Source organism: Fischerella sp. PCC 9605 (assembly GCF_000517105.1).
In the GTDB taxonomy this organism is placed as follows: domain Bacteria; phylum Cyanobacteriota; class Cyanobacteriia; order Cyanobacteriales; family Nostocaceae; genus PCC9605.
The window spans coordinates 92,235-108,335 of sequence record NZ_KI912151.1; the positions used below are offsets into that span (position 1 = coordinate 92,235).

Consider the following 16,101-nt stretch of genomic DNA (forward strand, 5'->3'; position numbering starts at 1 on the left):
TGATATAAGCTCATGGGGATTGAGCTAAAGTTTGAAAATCAAATTTTTTTAACATTTCTAAAAATCTGAAAACCGCAGGAGTATGCAGAGCATTAGATAATATTGCAACGGCAATCACTCGTTCTAGCGGTTCTGGCAAGCTGTATACCTGCACCTTTGGGGGAATTGGTATTGCTGCTAGGCGAGGGAGAATCGCAGCTCTGAGTCCTTGATTTACCATGCTGACAATGGTAGAGTCTTCCTGGATGTCGCTAGCGGTATTCAGGAAGGGCGCTGTATTCTTGATGTGGTTGTGCAGAATGCGTCCGCAGGGTAAGCACATCAGCGAGACTGGTGCATAAGCAGCTAAATCTTTCCATACGATCTGGGGACTGTTAACTTGAGCATATGGTGGTAGTAAAGCTACATACTCATCCCGGAGAATTTCCCAGGTTTCAAATTCATCACTTGTAGGTAGATAGGTAACACCAATATCAGCACGTCCCTCCCGCAAACAATTTTCGATATCCAAGTAGTCAACGCGTTCAATGAGTGTGACGGCAATTTCTGGGAATTGATGGTGAAATTTGGCGATCGCTTGTGGTAATAAATGAGTGGCGACGCTGCGAAAAGAAGCGATCCGCACATGACCACCATGTAAACCTTTATGCAGATTTGCTTCTGCTTGTAACATCTCCAGATGTTGCAGGGCTTGACGGGCGTGATCCAAAATTCGCTCCCCTGCTGGTGTCAACACTGCACCATAACGACCTCTGGCAAATAAAGACACGCCGAGTTCTTCTTCTAAGGTAGCAATAGCATGACTAATTGCTGGTTGAGAAAGCTGCAATTCACTAGCCGCCTCACTAAAGTTACCATACTCCGCCACAGCAACTAAGGCTCGAATCTGGGAGAGTTTCATCGGTAATTCCAACGCAGATGCTTGATTTGGTTTTCTCAAACAAATTGTATCAATTATTTTTCTATCTATAAACCACATTTATAGAAACTATACAAGCCATGATTTGATTGCTAATTGAGGCATTGCTAGAGTGTTTATTGTTGATGGATTCTCAGGAATAATTCTATGAACAATAACTGCATGTGTCTGCAATCTGATGACACAGAATTAGAACAAAAATTTGGCGATGACAATACTTCAGCCTTGCAGAAATTTTTGCGTGGTATTTGGCAAAAGATAGTGAATGCTGTGCTAACAAGTCAAGAATTAAAAGTTTGGCAAAAAGTAGACAGCTACGGTCATAATTATTGGGAAGCATACGATCCCGCGACAGGCAAATCTTTCACATCAGGTTCTGAATCTGATATGCTTGCTTGGATTGAACAGCTTTATCGGTAATTAAAATATGGCTGACTTAACTCTTGTAATTGGCAATAAAAATTATTCATCCTGGTCGCTGCGTCCCTGGTTGGCGATGAAGCAATTTGGTTTGAACTTAGAGGAAATTCGTATTCCTCTCTACACCCCGGAATCTGCATCGAAAATTCGCCAATATTCTCCTTCAGGAAAAGTGCCAGTCTTGTTACATGGCACTCAAACTGTTTGGGATTCTCTGGCTATTTGCGAATACTTAGCTGAAGAATTCCCAAATCTGAATTGGTGGCCAGAGGATAAAGCAGCAAGGGCAATTGCTCATTCTATCAGCGCAGAAATGCATTCGGGTTTTCAAAATTTGCGTAACAATATGCCGATGAATTGCCGTGCTAAACTTCCTGGTAAAGGTATGGCAATCGGGGTACAAAAAGACATCGATCGCATTACCACCATCTGGCGAGAATGTCGACAAAAGTTTGGCAGTGGTGGCAATATGTTGTTTGGTAAATTTACAATTGCTGATGCGATGTTTGCCCCAGTTGTGTTGCGGTTTACTATCTATAACGTGCAGTTAGATGCTGTTGCTAAAGATTACGTTGAAGCTATTTTGGCACTACCAGCGTTGCAGGAGTGGATAAAAGCAGGAGAGGCTGAGCAAGAAATTATTTCGGCTTTTGAGTTTTAGGGAATTTTTTCTTGTAGAGATGCGTTAGTTGCGATCGCCTGACTATCTAATCGACATAATCTCACCCGTTCAACAATCTTACTACCCATTCTTTCATAAAATTTGATGCCGCGATTGTTGGATTTAGCCACAGTCCAATCGATTCTACCGCAGCCTTTTTCTTGCGCTATTTGGCACAAGCGTAACATTAGTAATTCACCAACTCGCTTGTTACGATGTTCTGCTTTGACATACAAATCATCAAGCCAAATACCAGGTTTTGCTAGGAAGGTGGAATAGATAAAGTGATATGTAGCGAACCCAACAGCATTTCCATCAACCTCAGCCAAAAGAATAAAAGCAAGGGGTTTGTCTCCAAAAAAATCTTCTTCTAACTTCTGAGGAGTTGCTTTTGCTGTTTCCGGACAACCATCGAATTCAGCCTTTAAATGGATAAATTTCATGATATTTGGGATGTCCGTCGGCAATGCATCTCGAATTGAAATATTTATTTTGTTCATTATTCTGATAACTTTTATCACTGCTGTTTGTACGGTACATCAAGCGAATATCACTTACATCAGCGGTAAAGCCCCAGCGTTCGTAAAACGGGATCATCTCTGGCAAACAGTGGAGAGCAAACTGTTCTACAGAACATAACTTGGGATGATTAATGACTGCATCAATCAATTTAGCACCAAGCCCCATTTTCCTATGGGTAGGTTTGACGATCACATCATAAATAGTTGCCCTGTAAACAAAGTCAGTGAGAACGCGAGTAAAAGCAATTAAGCGATCGCATTCATCAATTAACCCAATGATTATATCTGAAGCTGCTAACATCTTCTCGACTTGTTCATGGGTACGTTGTTTACTCCAGAATTCATTCTTATACAAATCAAGTAAATCTGAAACCTGATTTTTACTCAGTTGTTCGACAATTTGGTAAGTCATAGGCAACAATTACTCTATCAATTTGTTTGACTGCACTAAATATATATTTCTCACACTCCGTCGTAATGCATCATTATATGAATGTAAGTATGAAGGGGTCTAGGCTTGTGATTGTACTTGGTGTCTTAGTGTCTTGGTGGTTAATAAAATTTATTTTTTCACCACCAAGACACTAAGACACAAAGAAAATTCAATGTTGTACTGCGTTGAAAAAAAGGAGTCTTCGCTGCGTGCGATCTATTTGAACCATTATTTACTTATCAGAGATAGATTAGGAATTTACGCAGCTACCAAGATTAAATTAGCTTATGGTTTTAAGCCTATCAGTAGTGCTAGTTCCAGCCATTTCCAATAGCAATCTACATCAGTAAAACCAATTTCTCTCAGCCAACTGAGTTGGGTTTCCACATCTAAAAGTTTATTTGATGGATCATCTTCCTCAAGGGTTCTACCAATTGCTTGTAAAAAACACTCGTGCAGTCTTGGTGTTGGGGATGCTACATGTTCGAGGTTGCAAAAAATTCCACCTGGTTCTAACAAATGAAAGATTTCTCTATAGAGGGAAAGTTTGCGATCGTGGATGAGGTGATGGATAGCAAAACTGGAGACAACGGCATCAAATTTACCTAAATCAGGTAGTGGGTCATCTAAGTTGTGTGCAATTACTTGTACTGTAGAATCCCCAGCAAAGCGTGTTCTGGCTGCTGCCAGCATAGTCTGTGAAAAGTCTACAGCAATAGATTGAGTGTGCGGACGGTCAATTTTAAGGAGAGATAGTAAACGACCGTCCCCAGTTCCCAAATCGAGAATGCGCTTGACATTTTTGGGAACGTGTTCTAACAATACTGCTTCACCTTCTGTGCGATGGGGAATTTGATCCGCTTTTGCCAAATACGATAAGGCATGGTCTGCGGAAGTCCAAAGGTTAATTTGGTTCATCAGTAGATGTTGTTGCGCTCGTGCTTTTTCCAGTCTGCCAGTAAAAGCAACTTCAACACAGCCTAATAATTATTACAAATTTAGCAGTAAAAAGTCAAACGTTTGCAAAATTTGGGTGTTTGAAATTTGCCTTAGTTTAACTTAATGCTAAGTTAGCACTCATAGTTTATGTAATTGAAAAGACAATAACTAAAAAACTTAAGTTAAATCTTAAAATCACGATTTTCACTAGAAACACTGTTCTCAATTGGCGATACTTCTTTCTGTATTTGCTTCATTTTCTGCCAAGAATCTTGTTTGCAAGAAAACACGAAAACAAGCATCTTTCTTGACAATTATCAAGAATACTTTTGGTACAAAAAATACCTTATGGTGACAACTACCCATCAGATTTTACGATAATTAGGACTAGGATATATGATGCTCGAACAATTAAAACTAGATCGCAAGACTCAGGAAATGGTGAAGGATGCCCTCGAATATTCCGGTATGAATCTAGCTGATTTTATCCAGCAAGCTTGCCGCATATATGCCCGCACTTTAATAGCTAAATGCAGGAAGAGACAAGAGACTGACTTAACCACAATTCTCACAGCCACACTCCTGAATGATGCTGCCTACAGGACTCATCCAGGTAGAGCAGAGGAACTCACCCGACGCACTATTTTTGCCATGATGAAGCATAATAATGAGTTAGCACCAGACAACGATCATCGCTGGTGTATCACCCAAAGCGCGATCGTTGTCCTGACTGGTTCCCGTTCAAAATATGTAGGAAATGTCTTGCAAAAGTGCCAGCAAATGATTGATGAGCATAACCAAAAGTATGATTTGAACTGGTACAGTAACCGCAAAGGAGCTAGCAGAGATATTCGGAATGAAATTGATTTGGTGAAACTTGTGCCGGATGGATTGGGAGCATCCCAAATTTGCAAAAATTAGAGAGAAGGACATGATTTAAGCACTACTTTGCATTAATTCTTCGCGAATTTCTCCATCAACTGCGCCACGGTGTATGACTACTTAAATTTATCAATTAGCCAATTCTGCTGCTGCTCTTTGCATCATTTCTTCTCGCGATACCTCGCCAATTTGGCTAGCAATTGACCAGTAGTGACCACAGGGATCGACCAATCTACTGTAGCGATCGCCCCAGAACATATCATCTAGAGGCATTGTTACTGTTGCTCCTGCACTTACGGCCCGATCAAACCAAGTGTCTGCGTCATCAACTTGCAGGTGAATTGTCACAGGAGAACCATTGAGAGTAGTGGGTGATTCTAGACCATAATCAGGAAATTCATCGTGTGAAGTACCCACGCACTTCACTTTCGCTACGTGCGAGGCTTCGCGTCTCACTCGCCGTCGCTCTGTTGGGTGTATCTATCACTAGATACCCGAAACTAAATCCGGTCTGAGTCTTACACAGCGTCTCTGGTGTTGTTTACCTTTATCTAGCTATGATTTAGCAAAAAGATTCATGAATACTGAATCTATGCTCTAGTAGTAGGCAAAACATCTGGGTGATAATACTAAGGACAATTGTGCTGTCAGTGCGTATAATTTGTCATTTGAGTTCAGTTGCTAAATTATACTCAGTAGACGGTCAATGCTGGAATTATTGCAAAGCTTTTTTAATGATGGTTCGTTTATTCCCCACGGACATTGTTATCTCTGGCAGCGCGGCTTAGTTTTACTGCATCTAGTTTCCGATTCTGCGATCGCTCTTGTCTATTATTCTATTCCTGTTGCCTTAGTCTACTTTGCCAAAAATCGCAAGGATTTTCCTTTTAAATCCTTACTCTTATTATTTGGCGCTTTCATCGTCTTATGTGGTACAACCCATTTGATGGATGTTTGGACACTTTGGCATCCAACTTATTGGTTAGCAGGTTTAATCAAAGTGATCACTGCTGTTGTTTCTTTGTACACGGCGATCGCTTTGATGCCAATAATTCCTAAAGCACTAGCTTTGCCAAGTCCAGCACAACTAGAAGCAGCGAATAACGAACTCAGACTTACACTCAAGGAACTTGCAAATACTCAATCTCAACTAATTCAGAGTGAAAAAATGTCTTCTTTAGGGCAATTAGTTGCAGGTGTTGCCCATGAAATTAACAACCCGATCAACTTCATTAACGGTAATATTAATTCTACAAAAGAATATATTCAAAACTTACTTAGCTTGCTCTCACTTTACCATCAATACTATCCTGAGCCAGAACTAGAAATTCAAGCCTACGCTGAGGACATTGAACTTGATTTCATGCAAGAAGACTTGCCAAAAGTTTTATCTTCCACGAAAATAGGAGCCGAACGCATTCGTCAGATCGTCTCATCCTTGCGTAACTTCTCACGTCTGGATGAAGCTGAAATGAAAGCAGTTAATATTCATGAAGGCATTGATAGCACTTTGTTAGTTTTACAGCATCGCTTAGAAGCTAAGCTAAATCGTCCAGCGATCGAGATTATTAAAGAATATGGACTTCTTCCCAAAATTGAGTGTTATCCTAGCCAGCTTAATCAAGTATTTATAAATATTTTGACTAATGCTATTGATGCTTTGGATCAGGTACTAGGGACTAGGGAATGGGGATTAGAGAATAATTCTTCCCAATCCCCAGTAACCAATAACTATTACCCAGTCCCTACCATTCGCATTCACACAAATATTGTAGATAATTGCGTAAACATTCAGATTGCTGATAACGGATGTGGTATGACAGAAGAGATTCAGCAAAGAATTTTTGACCCATTCTTTACAACTAAACCAGTTGGTTCGGGTACAGGTTTAGGACTTTCTGTTAGTTACCAGATTATAAAAAAGCATGGTGGAAGTTTGAAATGTATTTCTCAACTTCTTCAGGGGACAGAATTTATTATTCAGTTCCCAATTCATATCCAATCTGCTTAATTATACCGTTTTGAATTTTAGAGCCAGCGCGTTGTAGCACGTGACGCGATCGTGAGAGAATGACTTTTAGAAAGCTCCCACTCTACCCAAGAGGATGTAGAAAGTTTTGGCAACTAGTAAGACGTCATACATTGGATGCCATTTCTTCTGATACTGCAAATCTAAATCGACAATTTGTTCAAAATCTTTCACGTGGGAACGACCATTAACTTGCCATTCACCAGTCAAACCAGGTTTTACGTTTAAACGCAACCAGTGACGCTGGTTATAGTTAGCTACTTCATCCGCAGTGGGTGGACGTGTTCCGACTAAACTCATTTCGCCTACCAATACGTTCCAAAACTGTGGTAGTTCATCTAAACTTGTGCTTCGCAAAAACCGCCCAACCCTGGTGACTCGAAAGTCATTTTTATTCTTAAATATTAGTCCGTTAGCTTCATTTTCTACTAAGTATTTTATCTGCTCGGCATTAGATACCATTGAACGGAATTTGCGGATATAAAACGGACGCCCTTGCAACCCATAGCGTTCTTGTTTGAAAAAAATAGGGCCTGGACTATCTATTTTGATGGCGATCGCGATCGGTACAAACAGAATCGCCAATATCAATAGCCCAACCAAACTACCCACGATATCTAAACAACGTTTAAATTTAGATCTGACCGAAGGGTGAGAGGTAAATTGTAATTCCCAAGTGTTAGCGTTAGAGCTTGGACTTTCAACAACGGTTATGAATGGTGTTTGGTACATTGTCAAGCCGTAATGTTGATTAAAAAATATAATTTTACGTATCTTTACTTTGAATATAGACTTACCTCTATTAGAGAAACTCAACTACAACAGTAGATTCACCGAATCTTCATCAAGGCGACCTTGATTATCATTTTTTATAAATTTCAGATAAAGAGTATTTAATATATCTTATGGGGGATGAAATATGATTTTAAATCTGGATTTTACAGGTAATTGTGTTAGCATTTGCTACTAACTGAGTGTTAACATCGAAACATTCAACAAATATGTGACACGTGCAAATAGTGGGCAACACTCCTCTTCCAAAAACTTTAGACTTCTTGTAGAAGTGGAGAAAAGAGGAACTTCCTATTTGAAACTCTGACAGAAGGTGATCGTGCTCAGGTCGTGAGCATTTTACTTTCTTAACTAATAGTTAGGTTTATTTTTGCTGCATCAGTGTCCGGAATAAATCACAAATTAATAAGAAAGTGGCAATAGCTACTTGTTTGGGCTGTTTGTATTTAATTATTTAAGAATAAGCAGCAAAAATTTACTGTCATGCTATCTCAAAGTTGAGGAGCTAAATCAATGGTTGTTGCAGGGGCGGAAGTTAAAATAGGTCGCTTGGAATCAATTGTGGAACAAATAGGGGAAGCAGTACTCGCCACCACCGAGACAATTGAGCGTTTGGCGGAAAGAGTAGATAGTCTTAGTACCCAAGTCGAACAACAGGGAAAACAGCTACAGCAACAAGGCTATCAAATTTTGGCCTTGTGCGATGCAGTACAAACTCTTGCGGAAACCCAGGATGATTCACTGCAAAGACTATCTCAACTTACAAAAACTCTAGATCGAATGATGAGATTAATTGAAGGGTCAGATAGCTGAAAGTCAATCTATCCACCACACTAATTTTGATAGGTTAGTAGTGAGGGCTTTAGCCCTCATTTAAGTACTAAAGTACTTACTACAAACTTTCTTAGCCTGTCATAATCTTTGTGACAGACTACTAATTCAGAATTCGGAATTCACCATTTTCAATTCCGAATTCTAAACTGATTTTAAACCCTTAACTGAGTTACTGCTATTTTCCCTGAAAAGCAAACATCAACATCACTACCAGGAGTGCGATCGCGCTGTTGATATACGCCAGCATAATAAAATTCATCGCCCTCAACCCGGTAGTCGATGGGCAAAGGTTTAGTACAAGCTTGGCAAAACACAACTTCCGGATCGGGTTCTCCTGGTAGCAGATGAGGCAAATTCACATTCCAAAAAGTTCCCGGTTCTAGAGGACGGTTGAGTAAGTCTGCTAAAACATTAGCTGTCCAACGTGCAGCAACATCCCAATCAACATTCAGCTTGCCTTTGCGATAATGAGAAACAGCAACTCCAGGAATACCATGCATTGCTGCTTCTCGGACAGCGGCGACAGTACCAGAAATATAAGCATCTACTCCCAAGTTGCCACCAGCGTTGATCCCAGACAACACAAATTGGACATTATTGCAGATATGTGTTAACGCAATTCTAACGCAGTCAGCGGGAGTACCAGCGATCGCATACTCATCATCTGAGCGACGGTGAACGTAGATCGCGCGAGTTGTGGTGACTTGATGCCCGCAGCCCGAAAGATGATCTTTGGGAGCGGCTACAATTATGGGAAGTTTGGTAGTGGATGCTGGGTACTTTCCATTTGCCACTTGCCAGTCACTGATACCAAGTTTGTTTACAGCTTTAAGTAGCGCCTTGATGCCTGGGGCGTCTATACCATCATCATTAGTGAGAATTAGGGTCATAGTATTTCGGCGATGGCTAACTTTTTGATTTTCCCTTTTTTCCCTCTTGATGTGGTTCTGGTCTAGAGAATGCAAAGCATATTATGAAGATGATCGTAACTTCATGAAAGTTTCATGAAAATTGTAAAAAAATATAACTCCATTCGGAAAAAATATTTGTAAATTTGGAGTAATGCTTAAATTCAGTAGTACCGTCAAAATACGGACGCTGTGGTGAGTACGTAAATTGTTTATAGATTCTTTTCGCGGGTCATGATTACAGCAGCATCTAAAATCTGGCTGCAAGTAAGCCGTCATATGAATCGGGGAAGCGCGTATGTTTTTTCCCTGAGATTGAATGTGATGGCCGAAGTTGGAGATACTCCACCATAAGCGAGTATTACTAATTGGGAATATTACAATCAATTCAAAATTTACATCTATGGCACATCTAAAAGGTAGTGAACTTTTTAGTAAAAGCTGTTGTTAATACTTGGTTGTTTGTTGTGCTAAAAAAACAACAGCTAACAGAAATTCGCGACTCAAAAGCGGGATTTCAGAAAAAAGTTTAGTTGCCATAAATATAAGTCAGATAGCTTTACTGTTTCTTTTCTATCGCTTTGCTAGTGAAAACTAGCATGCTGAACTAGTCAATACATGCAAAGAAATTATTGCTAGTTTCTAGTAATGTGATGCGAAGAAAAAGTGTTGTATTTCGGAGCAGTAAGGGCAAAGTTAATAAATTTAAATAGTTCCGATCAAATTTGCTTTCAAGCAAATTGTCAAGTTCTGTTTTTAAACAGGTTATTTGTTTTGCGTCTACATTTTGTAACTGAATAACACTTGTATTTAATAGCGTCTCCACTGAGGTCAAAAATTATGGTGACTTCCTGCTACTGACTTATTAAGCCGGCATTTTCAGCGTCATAAGAATGTTGAGCTTGATTAAAAAAGCAGGATAGCTGTGGCGCTATTCAAAACATGGCGATCGCAAAAAAATAGTAGGTAAGGTATTGAGCGAATGACGGAAATTATTAAAAATAAAAAACTGCATTTACATTATTTAGATGGCTTGCGGGGACTAGCAGCTATATATATATTATTTGTCCATATTGAGCCATCAATAGGAGAGACATTACCATTCTGGTTGAAAATTTTCCAGTTAATGATGAGATATGGTCGCATCAGTGTTGTAGTTTTTATTCTACTTTCTGGTTATGGATTAATGCTGTCGGTAATCCGCTCCCAAAACAATACTATTTCCGGAGGTTTTATAGGTTATATTAAAAGGCGAGCTTGGCGAATTTTGCCTGCTTATTATGCTACTCTTGTTCTCTGTATTCTTTTAGCTGCCGGTATAATATTACTAGAGAAATTGACAATTTTTCAATGGGAATACATACCAGGTGCTCACCCTTTTTCTCCTTATTTTTCTTTGAGAGATTTAGTTTGCCACCTGTTATTAATTCATAACATTAATGGTGATATCTCCGCATCTATTAACCCACCTTTATGGACTGTCGCGACTGAGTGGCAGTTATACTTTTTATTTCCACTTTTATTGCTACCTATATGGCGGCGTTTTGGCTTATTATCAGTAGTCATTAGCGCTTCTTTAATTGGATTAGCACCTTTATATCTTTTGAATGGATTGTTAACATCAGCCAGTCCTTGGTTTCTTGGCGTATTTGCTATGGGGATGGCAGCAGCTGAGATTGGATTTTCGCAAAAACCTAAGTTAATTACCTTAAGAAATTCACTGCCTTGGGATAAATTGGCGATCGCATTTACCGTTGTTGCTTTCTTAACTGAGTGGAGACGCCTGGGGTTGCATATATGGATTAGTGAATATCTTTTTGGGATTGCAACAGCTTGTCTATTTATTTACTGCACCAAGTTAGCGATCAATGGCAAAAAGCTACCTCGAATTCTCCAGGTGTTTGAGCATCCTTGGGCGATCGCGCTAGGGACATTTTCTTACAGCTTGTATCTTACTCACGGGCCAGTATTAGCATTGGTGAGTCGCTTTCTTTTGAGTCTACATATGTCTCCTACCAGATATGCAGTGTCATTGTACATACTGGGTGTGACAGCCTCGTTGATATTTGCTTATCTGTTTTACTTAGTATTTGAACGGCCGTTTATGTCCAGTTTCCTCAAAAAGCGTAAAGTCAAAGATGCGTTGAGTTGAAATATATTTCAGACATAATCTGCAAGCACATGCCAATACATGGCTGAGCCTCTTTAATAAAGGGGTTAAGGAATCTAAAATTTTTTCTTTATAGAGAATTGGTATGACGGAATATCATACCAATTTGAAAATTTTTAAACTTCAGCACCTGCTTTTGGTTCAGCACCCATAGGTGAAACGTAATCGCGGAAAAGAGTTATTTGTTGTCCAAAGTCTAATTGCTTAATCTTATTGAAGAGTTCTTCAGACTGGGAAGAAAGCTGATAGTTAGCAGGCATAGGAACAATAGTAGCGTTTTCCATACCTTGCGCTAGGCGATACCAAAACAGCAGTTTAGTAGTGTCGCTCATTGAACCGTATTCACGAGTAAATCTGTTATCTGCTTTGTTAATTAAGTCCCGCTGTAATTGTAATTGTTCATCGTGGGATAATTCCTTAACTTGATTGAACAAACCTTCAGCAATATTTGGAGAAACTGTACTGGCATTGGGAGCAGCAGGTGTAATTGAATCACCCATTTCTTTGTAAATGAACCAAAACAAAGCTAGTTGTTCATCTACGGGTAAATTTTGAAAATTTTGTACGTATTCACGAATAGTTGGATCGTTAGTTTGAGTGAATGTCATTCTTAACTCCGATTGCAATTATTTAACGCCACTAGCAAAGTTATCAAAGCAGTATTTGGTATTTAACCCTACTGAAGACAGATGTATCTCATCCAGAGAGAAGAACAATTAGAAAGGGGAATGGAACATCGGGAATAGGTAATGGGGAACGGTTAATGGCAATGAATAATTAACAATTTTCTATTCCCTATTCCCAATCAAAATATCCACAAGGGTGATAAAGATGAATAGACGTTTGGAAGGCAAAGTCGCTATTATCACAGGTGCTGGTACTGGCATTGGCGAAGCTATTGCCCATAAATTTGCTAAAGAAGGTGCTGCTGTAGTTGTCAATGGGTTAGCAGACGATCCAATTGAAGACGTAGTACAAAAAATTAAACATTATAGTGGTAAAGCGATCGCCTATGCGGGTGATGTTTCCCAGGAGTTTCACGCTCAAAACTGCGTGCAAACGGCAATTAATGCCTATGGTAAGTTGGATATTCTGGTTAACAACGCAGGAGTATTTCTCGCCACAGCCGAAACTCACGACTACCCCATCGACGTATTTGATGAAACCATCCGCATGAACATCCGTTCCGCGTTTTTGATGACTAAATACGCACTGCCGCACTTGCAAAAAACACGGGGTAACATTATCTCAGCTGGTTCTGAAGCAGGCTTTAATGGCTTAGCATACAACACGCCCTATGGTGGCACTAAAGGTTGGATGCATTCCTTCATGAAAGGTGTTGCTGTTGAGCAAGCCAAACATGGCATCCGTGCTAACTGCGTTTGTCCTGGTGCAATTGACACCGCTTGGACACACAAAGCAGAGGGGCCAATGAATGCCAAGATGGAAAAAACACTCATTGAAGCCACACCGATGGGAAGACGCGGTACACCAGAAGAAATAGCCAACGTCTACGCTTTCATTGCTTCTGATGAAGCTAGCTATGTGACTGGTGCGTTGTGGTTGGCTGATGGTGGCGTCACTGTTGCCAAGGGAGCAGTGGGTAAAGAAACTCCATTCTGGTTGCGTTCTGAACCCAAGGGTGAGTTGCGCCTCGATCACTCTCGGGAAGGACTGGAGAATAAAGAAACACAATCACGCATGTAGGCAATGGGGGATCGGGCAATGGGCAATGGGCAATGGGCATCGGGCATGGAAATAAGGGATAAGGGACAGGGGACTGGGTGATTCCCGATCCCCTATCCCCAATCCCCGATCCCCAATTCCCAATTTTCACTCCCTTCGTTCTTGATAATCATCACTAGACATCGGATCTAATTCCCAGCGATTGTCGTCGCGCTGCTCTAATATTTCGTTTGTTCGCAGAAAAGCGCGATCGCCCATCTCCAATCCCACCGCAGCACCAATTTCATCAACAATATCTTGATCGGGAGTAGGGGCAGTGCCACCAGGTGCTTCATCACCTACCTCTGCTTCTTGTGCCCAACCCGCATCTACATCTCCCCCTGTGATTTCAGGGCTGCTGTGTCTATCTTTGCGGATTTGATCGCGCAGTTTGCGATCGCCAACGTTATACCCCGGCTCATCCTTAACCCCAGTGCCGTAGGATTCAGTAATTTCCTGCGGTAAATCTGAAATTTGTGACGGCGAATTCTCAGGCTGAGGTTGCTTATCTGGATCTACTTGGTTGAGTTGAGCTTCTAAATCCTCTTGAGCTTGATAATCTTTTTGAATGTCTGGATCTACCATAAATACTTGCCCTTTATTGCATCCTCACAATAACGCTTTATTCTCTAGGGGTTGTCTTCCAACAGATGTATCCCTTTAGAAAGAAAATAATTTCAACCTTAGGAGCGAAGAGCAGTTATAAATTTATGCATACTCTGGTAAGAGTGAATCCACGCTATAGCCACTTCATCTCAGTTATGAGTTATGAAACAAAGGTATAAATTAATTTATTAATAACCTTAAATCTTCATAACTCATAACTATTTTTTCATAGAGACAAAAAATCTATTTCTCAAGGTATACAAAATATCATCATAGACTATTTCTTGTGAGTGAAGAAGCATAAAATCTGGAACAGCAAAATATTATCATAACTAAGTTCATGGTCAAGTCAATTTTTTAGAAAGTTAGGATTTATAAAATCTGCTCTTTGCTAATTTTTTAGTAAGACATAGAAACAGTTAAATCCTAACTATTTTCTTGAAATGAAATATCAAAAATCATAATAATATAATTTTTAGGTTTGATAATTAAATTATTAAAATTACCTAAAAAAAGGAGCAATATTTTGAATTTTCTTTAATCTTTGGCGGAGGCAGAAAAGTGAAATACGACGAATTTATTACACACGTTCAAAGCGTTGCCCAATTAAATACCCGTGAAGAGGCAGAACGCGCCACCCGCGCCACACTAGAAATAATTAGAGAACGAATTGTGGGTGATGAAGCAAAAGATTTAGCTGCACAGTTGCCAGAGGAATTAGCAGAATGCTTGCGCGGAAGAGAAGGTGAAACAGGTCAAGCATTCTCAATGCAAGAGTTTATCTCACGAGTGAGTCAAAAGGAGGGTGTAGAACCAACTGCTGCGGCAATGCACGTCCGTTCTGTATTCGCAGTCCTAGAAGATGCTGTGACACCTGGTGAATTTGCTGATTTATACAGTAATTTTTCCGACGATTACGCAGAACTATTTCCAATGCCACCAACTAGCGAAGTACCTTCATAAAGGTTATGAATTATGAATTGTGAGTTGGAAATTAACAACGCATAATTCATGACTCACAATTAACACTAATTATTCACACAATCACTATCAAACTATTAGAAAAAACAAGGTAATTCAATGGCACTTAACAATTCCAGCAAGAAAAAAATAGCCATCCTCATTGAAAATGATGTAGAGGATGTAGAATTTCAAGTACCATACAATGCGCTAAAACAAGCGGGAATGGAAGTAATAGTTCTCGGTTCCCGAATGAATGAAAAATATCACGGAAAGCGCGGTAAACTTTCCATGCAACCCGATGGTACAACAACAGAAGCAATAGCCTCTGAATTTGATGCTGTGATCGTTCCTGGTGGCATGGCTCCGGATAAAATGCGGCGGAACCCCAATACAGTAGGTTTTGTACAAGATGCCATGCAGCAAGGGAAGTTAGTCGCTGCGGTTTGTCATGGCCCCCAAGTTTTGATTGAGGGCGACTTGCTCAAAGGTAAACAAGCCACTGGCTTTATGGCAATTCGCAAAGACATGATTAACGCTGGTGCTAATTATATAGATGAGCCGCTGGTTATTGACGGGAATTTGATTACATCTCGTCAACCTGGAGACTTAGCTATATTTACCACAGCTATATTGAGCCGTTTGGGTTACGGTGGTAAAGAAGCTGCATTGCCCAATGAAAATGACACAACTGCCGAATGGTGGAAATTGGCTGATGCTTGGGGTGGTTCTACCAAAGGTGATATTGTCAAAGCTTTAAATACTGCTTTGGCTGGTGAGCGCTATGCACTAGAAGCATTAGATAAGTACATCGAAAAAGAATCAGATCCACAAATAAAATCTCTGTTCCAAGAGATGATTCCGGTGAGACAGCGCCACATCCAAAGATTGGAAGCGCGGCTCAGTGAACTGGGTGAAAAGCCTTCTTTAGCCGCAAATATCGCTGATAAGTATGCCAAAGTAAAAACTACCTTCACAGGTAGTGATGATATTTATCAGTTACGTAGTGCTTTAGGCGACCTACAAACTGGTATCGGTGACATCGGCAACTTGATGGCGGCACTCACCGATCCAGTATCAACTAGGATTTTCACAGAAATCTACAAAGACCTCTTGATGTACGAACAGCGTCTGGTAGAGCTTTATCGAGTGCGGATGGGTGCAGAAGTAAAACCTGCTAAACCTACTACAGGTACAGCTGTGTCTATGTAGGTCTTTGGAGAACGAACCACAATAGCAACGGATGAATTAACTCTATTAAAAGGCAAGCTATCCACAATATTCTGTTATGCCCTAGGTCAT

At 40.2% G+C, this 16,101-nt stretch carries 17 protein-coding genes and 1 pseudogene; 9 read left to right on the forward strand and 9 right to left on the reverse strand.

All coding sequences use genetic code 11. The features are described 5' to 3' along the window. Nucleotides 1–10 precede the first annotated feature (10 nt). Nucleotides 11–901, reverse strand: a complete 891-nt coding sequence (locus FIS9605_RS0125430) for a LysR family transcriptional regulator (protein WP_026735098.1) — start codon at nt 899–901, stop codon at nt 11–13. A 165-nt stretch (nt 902–1,066) separates the two neighbouring features. Here FIS9605_RS0125430 and FIS9605_RS0125435 point away from each other — a divergent pair, with 165 nt between their 5' ends. Both FIS9605_RS0125435 and FIS9605_RS0125440 read left to right on the forward strand, forming a co-directional pair. Further along, on the forward strand, nt 1,067–1,339 hold the full coding sequence (locus FIS9605_RS0125435) for a hypothetical protein (protein ID WP_026735099.1): 273 nt from the start codon (nt 1,067–1,069) through the stop codon (nt 1,337–1,339). A gap of 7 nt (nt 1,340–1,346) precedes the next feature. After that, a complete protein-coding gene (locus tag FIS9605_RS0125440; RefSeq protein WP_026735100.1) occupies nt 1,347–2,000 on the forward strand; it encodes a glutathione S-transferase family protein in 654 nt (217 codons plus the stop codon). Here the strand turns inward: FIS9605_RS0125440 and FIS9605_RS0125445 are convergent. From FIS9605_RS0125445 to FIS9605_RS0125455, 3 genes and pseudogenes are all read right to left on the reverse strand, one after another. Continuing rightward, complete coding sequence (locus FIS9605_RS0125445) at nt 1,997–2,443, reverse strand: GNAT family N-acetyltransferase (protein ID WP_231510461.1); 447 nt, start codon at nt 2,441–2,443, stop codon at nt 1,997–1,999. The two genes, FIS9605_RS0125440 and FIS9605_RS0125445, sit on opposite strands and share 4 nt — an antisense overlap. A 76-nt stretch (nt 2,444–2,519) precedes the next feature. Continuing rightward, a pseudogene (locus FIS9605_RS38170) lies at nt 2,520–2,933 on the reverse strand (GNAT family N-acetyltransferase); the annotation flags it as partial. Between the two features lie 306 nt (nt 2,934–3,239). Further along, a complete protein-coding gene (locus tag FIS9605_RS0125455) occupies nt 3,240–3,872 on the reverse strand; it encodes a class I SAM-dependent methyltransferase (RefSeq protein ID WP_026735102.1) in 633 nt (210 codons plus the stop codon). Between the two features lie 417 nt (nt 3,873–4,289). On the opposite strand from FIS9605_RS0125455, the gene FIS9605_RS0125460 reads away from it, so the two are divergent. Further along, complete coding sequence (locus tag FIS9605_RS0125460) at nt 4,290–4,814, forward strand: hypothetical protein (protein WP_026735103.1); 525 nt, start codon at nt 4,290–4,292, stop codon at nt 4,812–4,814. A 90-nt stretch (nt 4,815–4,904) separates the two neighbouring features. Here FIS9605_RS0125460 and FIS9605_RS38175 read toward each other — a convergent pair whose 3' ends face one another. Then, nucleotides 4,905–5,231, reverse strand: a complete 327-nt coding sequence (locus FIS9605_RS38175) for a VOC family protein (protein WP_231510462.1) — start codon at nt 5,229–5,231, stop codon at nt 4,905–4,907. A 250-nt stretch (nt 5,232–5,481) separates the two neighbouring features. On the opposite strand from FIS9605_RS38175, the gene FIS9605_RS0125470 reads away from it, so the two are divergent. Continuing rightward, nucleotides 5,482–6,786, forward strand: a complete 1,305-nt coding sequence (locus FIS9605_RS0125470) for a sensor histidine kinase (protein WP_026735104.1) — start codon at nt 5,482–5,484, stop codon at nt 6,784–6,786. Nucleotides 6,787–6,852: 66 nt separating this feature from the next. Here FIS9605_RS0125470 and FIS9605_RS0125475 read toward each other — a convergent pair whose 3' ends face one another. Beyond that, complete coding sequence (locus tag FIS9605_RS0125475; RefSeq protein ID WP_026735105.1) at nt 6,853–7,536, reverse strand: sugar transferase; 684 nt, start codon at nt 7,534–7,536, stop codon at nt 6,853–6,855. A 573-nt stretch (nt 7,537–8,109) separates the two neighbouring features. On the opposite strand from FIS9605_RS0125475, the gene FIS9605_RS0125480 reads away from it, so the two are divergent. Continuing rightward, nucleotides 8,110–8,409 carry a hypothetical protein gene (locus FIS9605_RS0125480; RefSeq protein ID WP_026735106.1) on the forward strand — a complete coding sequence of 100 codons (300 nt, stop codon included), beginning with the start codon at nt 8,110–8,112 and terminating at the stop codon, nt 8,407–8,409. A 173-nt stretch (nt 8,410–8,582) separates the two neighbouring features. Here the strand turns inward: FIS9605_RS0125480 and surE are convergent, their stop codons facing one another. Further along, the gene (gene surE / locus FIS9605_RS0125485; RefSeq protein WP_026735107.1) at nt 8,583–9,320 is read right to left on the reverse strand and encodes a 5'/3'-nucleotidase SurE; all 738 of its coding nucleotides are present in this window, start codon (nt 9,318–9,320) and stop codon (nt 8,583–8,585) included. A gap of 1,000 nt (nt 9,321–10,320) precedes the next feature. Between surE and FIS9605_RS0125500 the strand changes: the two genes are divergently transcribed. Then, nucleotides 10,321–11,490 carry an acyltransferase family protein gene (locus FIS9605_RS0125500; protein ID WP_035140231.1) on the forward strand — a complete coding sequence of 390 codons (1,170 nt, stop codon included), beginning with the start codon at nt 10,321–10,323 and terminating at the stop codon, nt 11,488–11,490. A gap of 134 nt (nt 11,491–11,624) precedes the next feature. Here the strand turns inward: FIS9605_RS0125500 and FIS9605_RS0125505 are convergent, their stop codons facing one another. Further along, on the reverse strand, nt 11,625–12,116 hold the full coding sequence (locus FIS9605_RS0125505) for an orange carotenoid protein N-terminal domain-containing protein (RefSeq protein WP_026735110.1): 492 nt from the start codon (nt 12,114–12,116) through the stop codon (nt 11,625–11,627). Nucleotides 12,117–12,339: 223 nt separating this feature from the next. Here FIS9605_RS0125505 and FIS9605_RS0125510 point away from each other — a divergent pair, with 223 nt between their 5' ends. After that, the gene (locus FIS9605_RS0125510; RefSeq protein ID WP_026735111.1) at nt 12,340–13,215 is read left to right on the forward strand and encodes an SDR family NAD(P)-dependent oxidoreductase; all 876 of its coding nucleotides are present in this window, start codon (nt 12,340–12,342) and stop codon (nt 13,213–13,215) included. 126 nt (nt 13,216–13,341) lie between these two features. On the opposite strand, the gene FIS9605_RS0125515 is transcribed toward FIS9605_RS0125510, so the two are convergent. Next, nucleotides 13,342–13,818, reverse strand: coding sequence for a DUF6335 family protein (locus FIS9605_RS0125515; RefSeq protein ID WP_026735112.1), 477 nt, complete (start codon nt 13,816–13,818; stop codon nt 13,342–13,344). Nucleotides 13,819–14,400: 582 nt separating this feature from the next. Between FIS9605_RS0125515 and FIS9605_RS0125520 the strand changes: the two genes are divergently transcribed. After that, nucleotides 14,401–14,802: a DUF2267 domain-containing protein gene (locus FIS9605_RS0125520; RefSeq protein ID WP_026735113.1), complete on the forward strand. Its 402-nt coding sequence runs from the start codon at nt 14,401–14,403 to the stop codon at nt 14,800–14,802. Nucleotides 14,803–14,919: 117 nt separating this feature from the next. Further along, nucleotides 14,920–16,011 (forward strand): DJ-1/PfpI/YhbO family deglycase/protease, encoded by a 1,092-nt coding sequence (locus tag FIS9605_RS0125525; RefSeq protein ID WP_026735114.1) that lies wholly within the window; start codon nt 14,920–14,922, stop codon nt 16,009–16,011. Nucleotides 16,012–16,101: the final 90 nt, after the last annotated feature.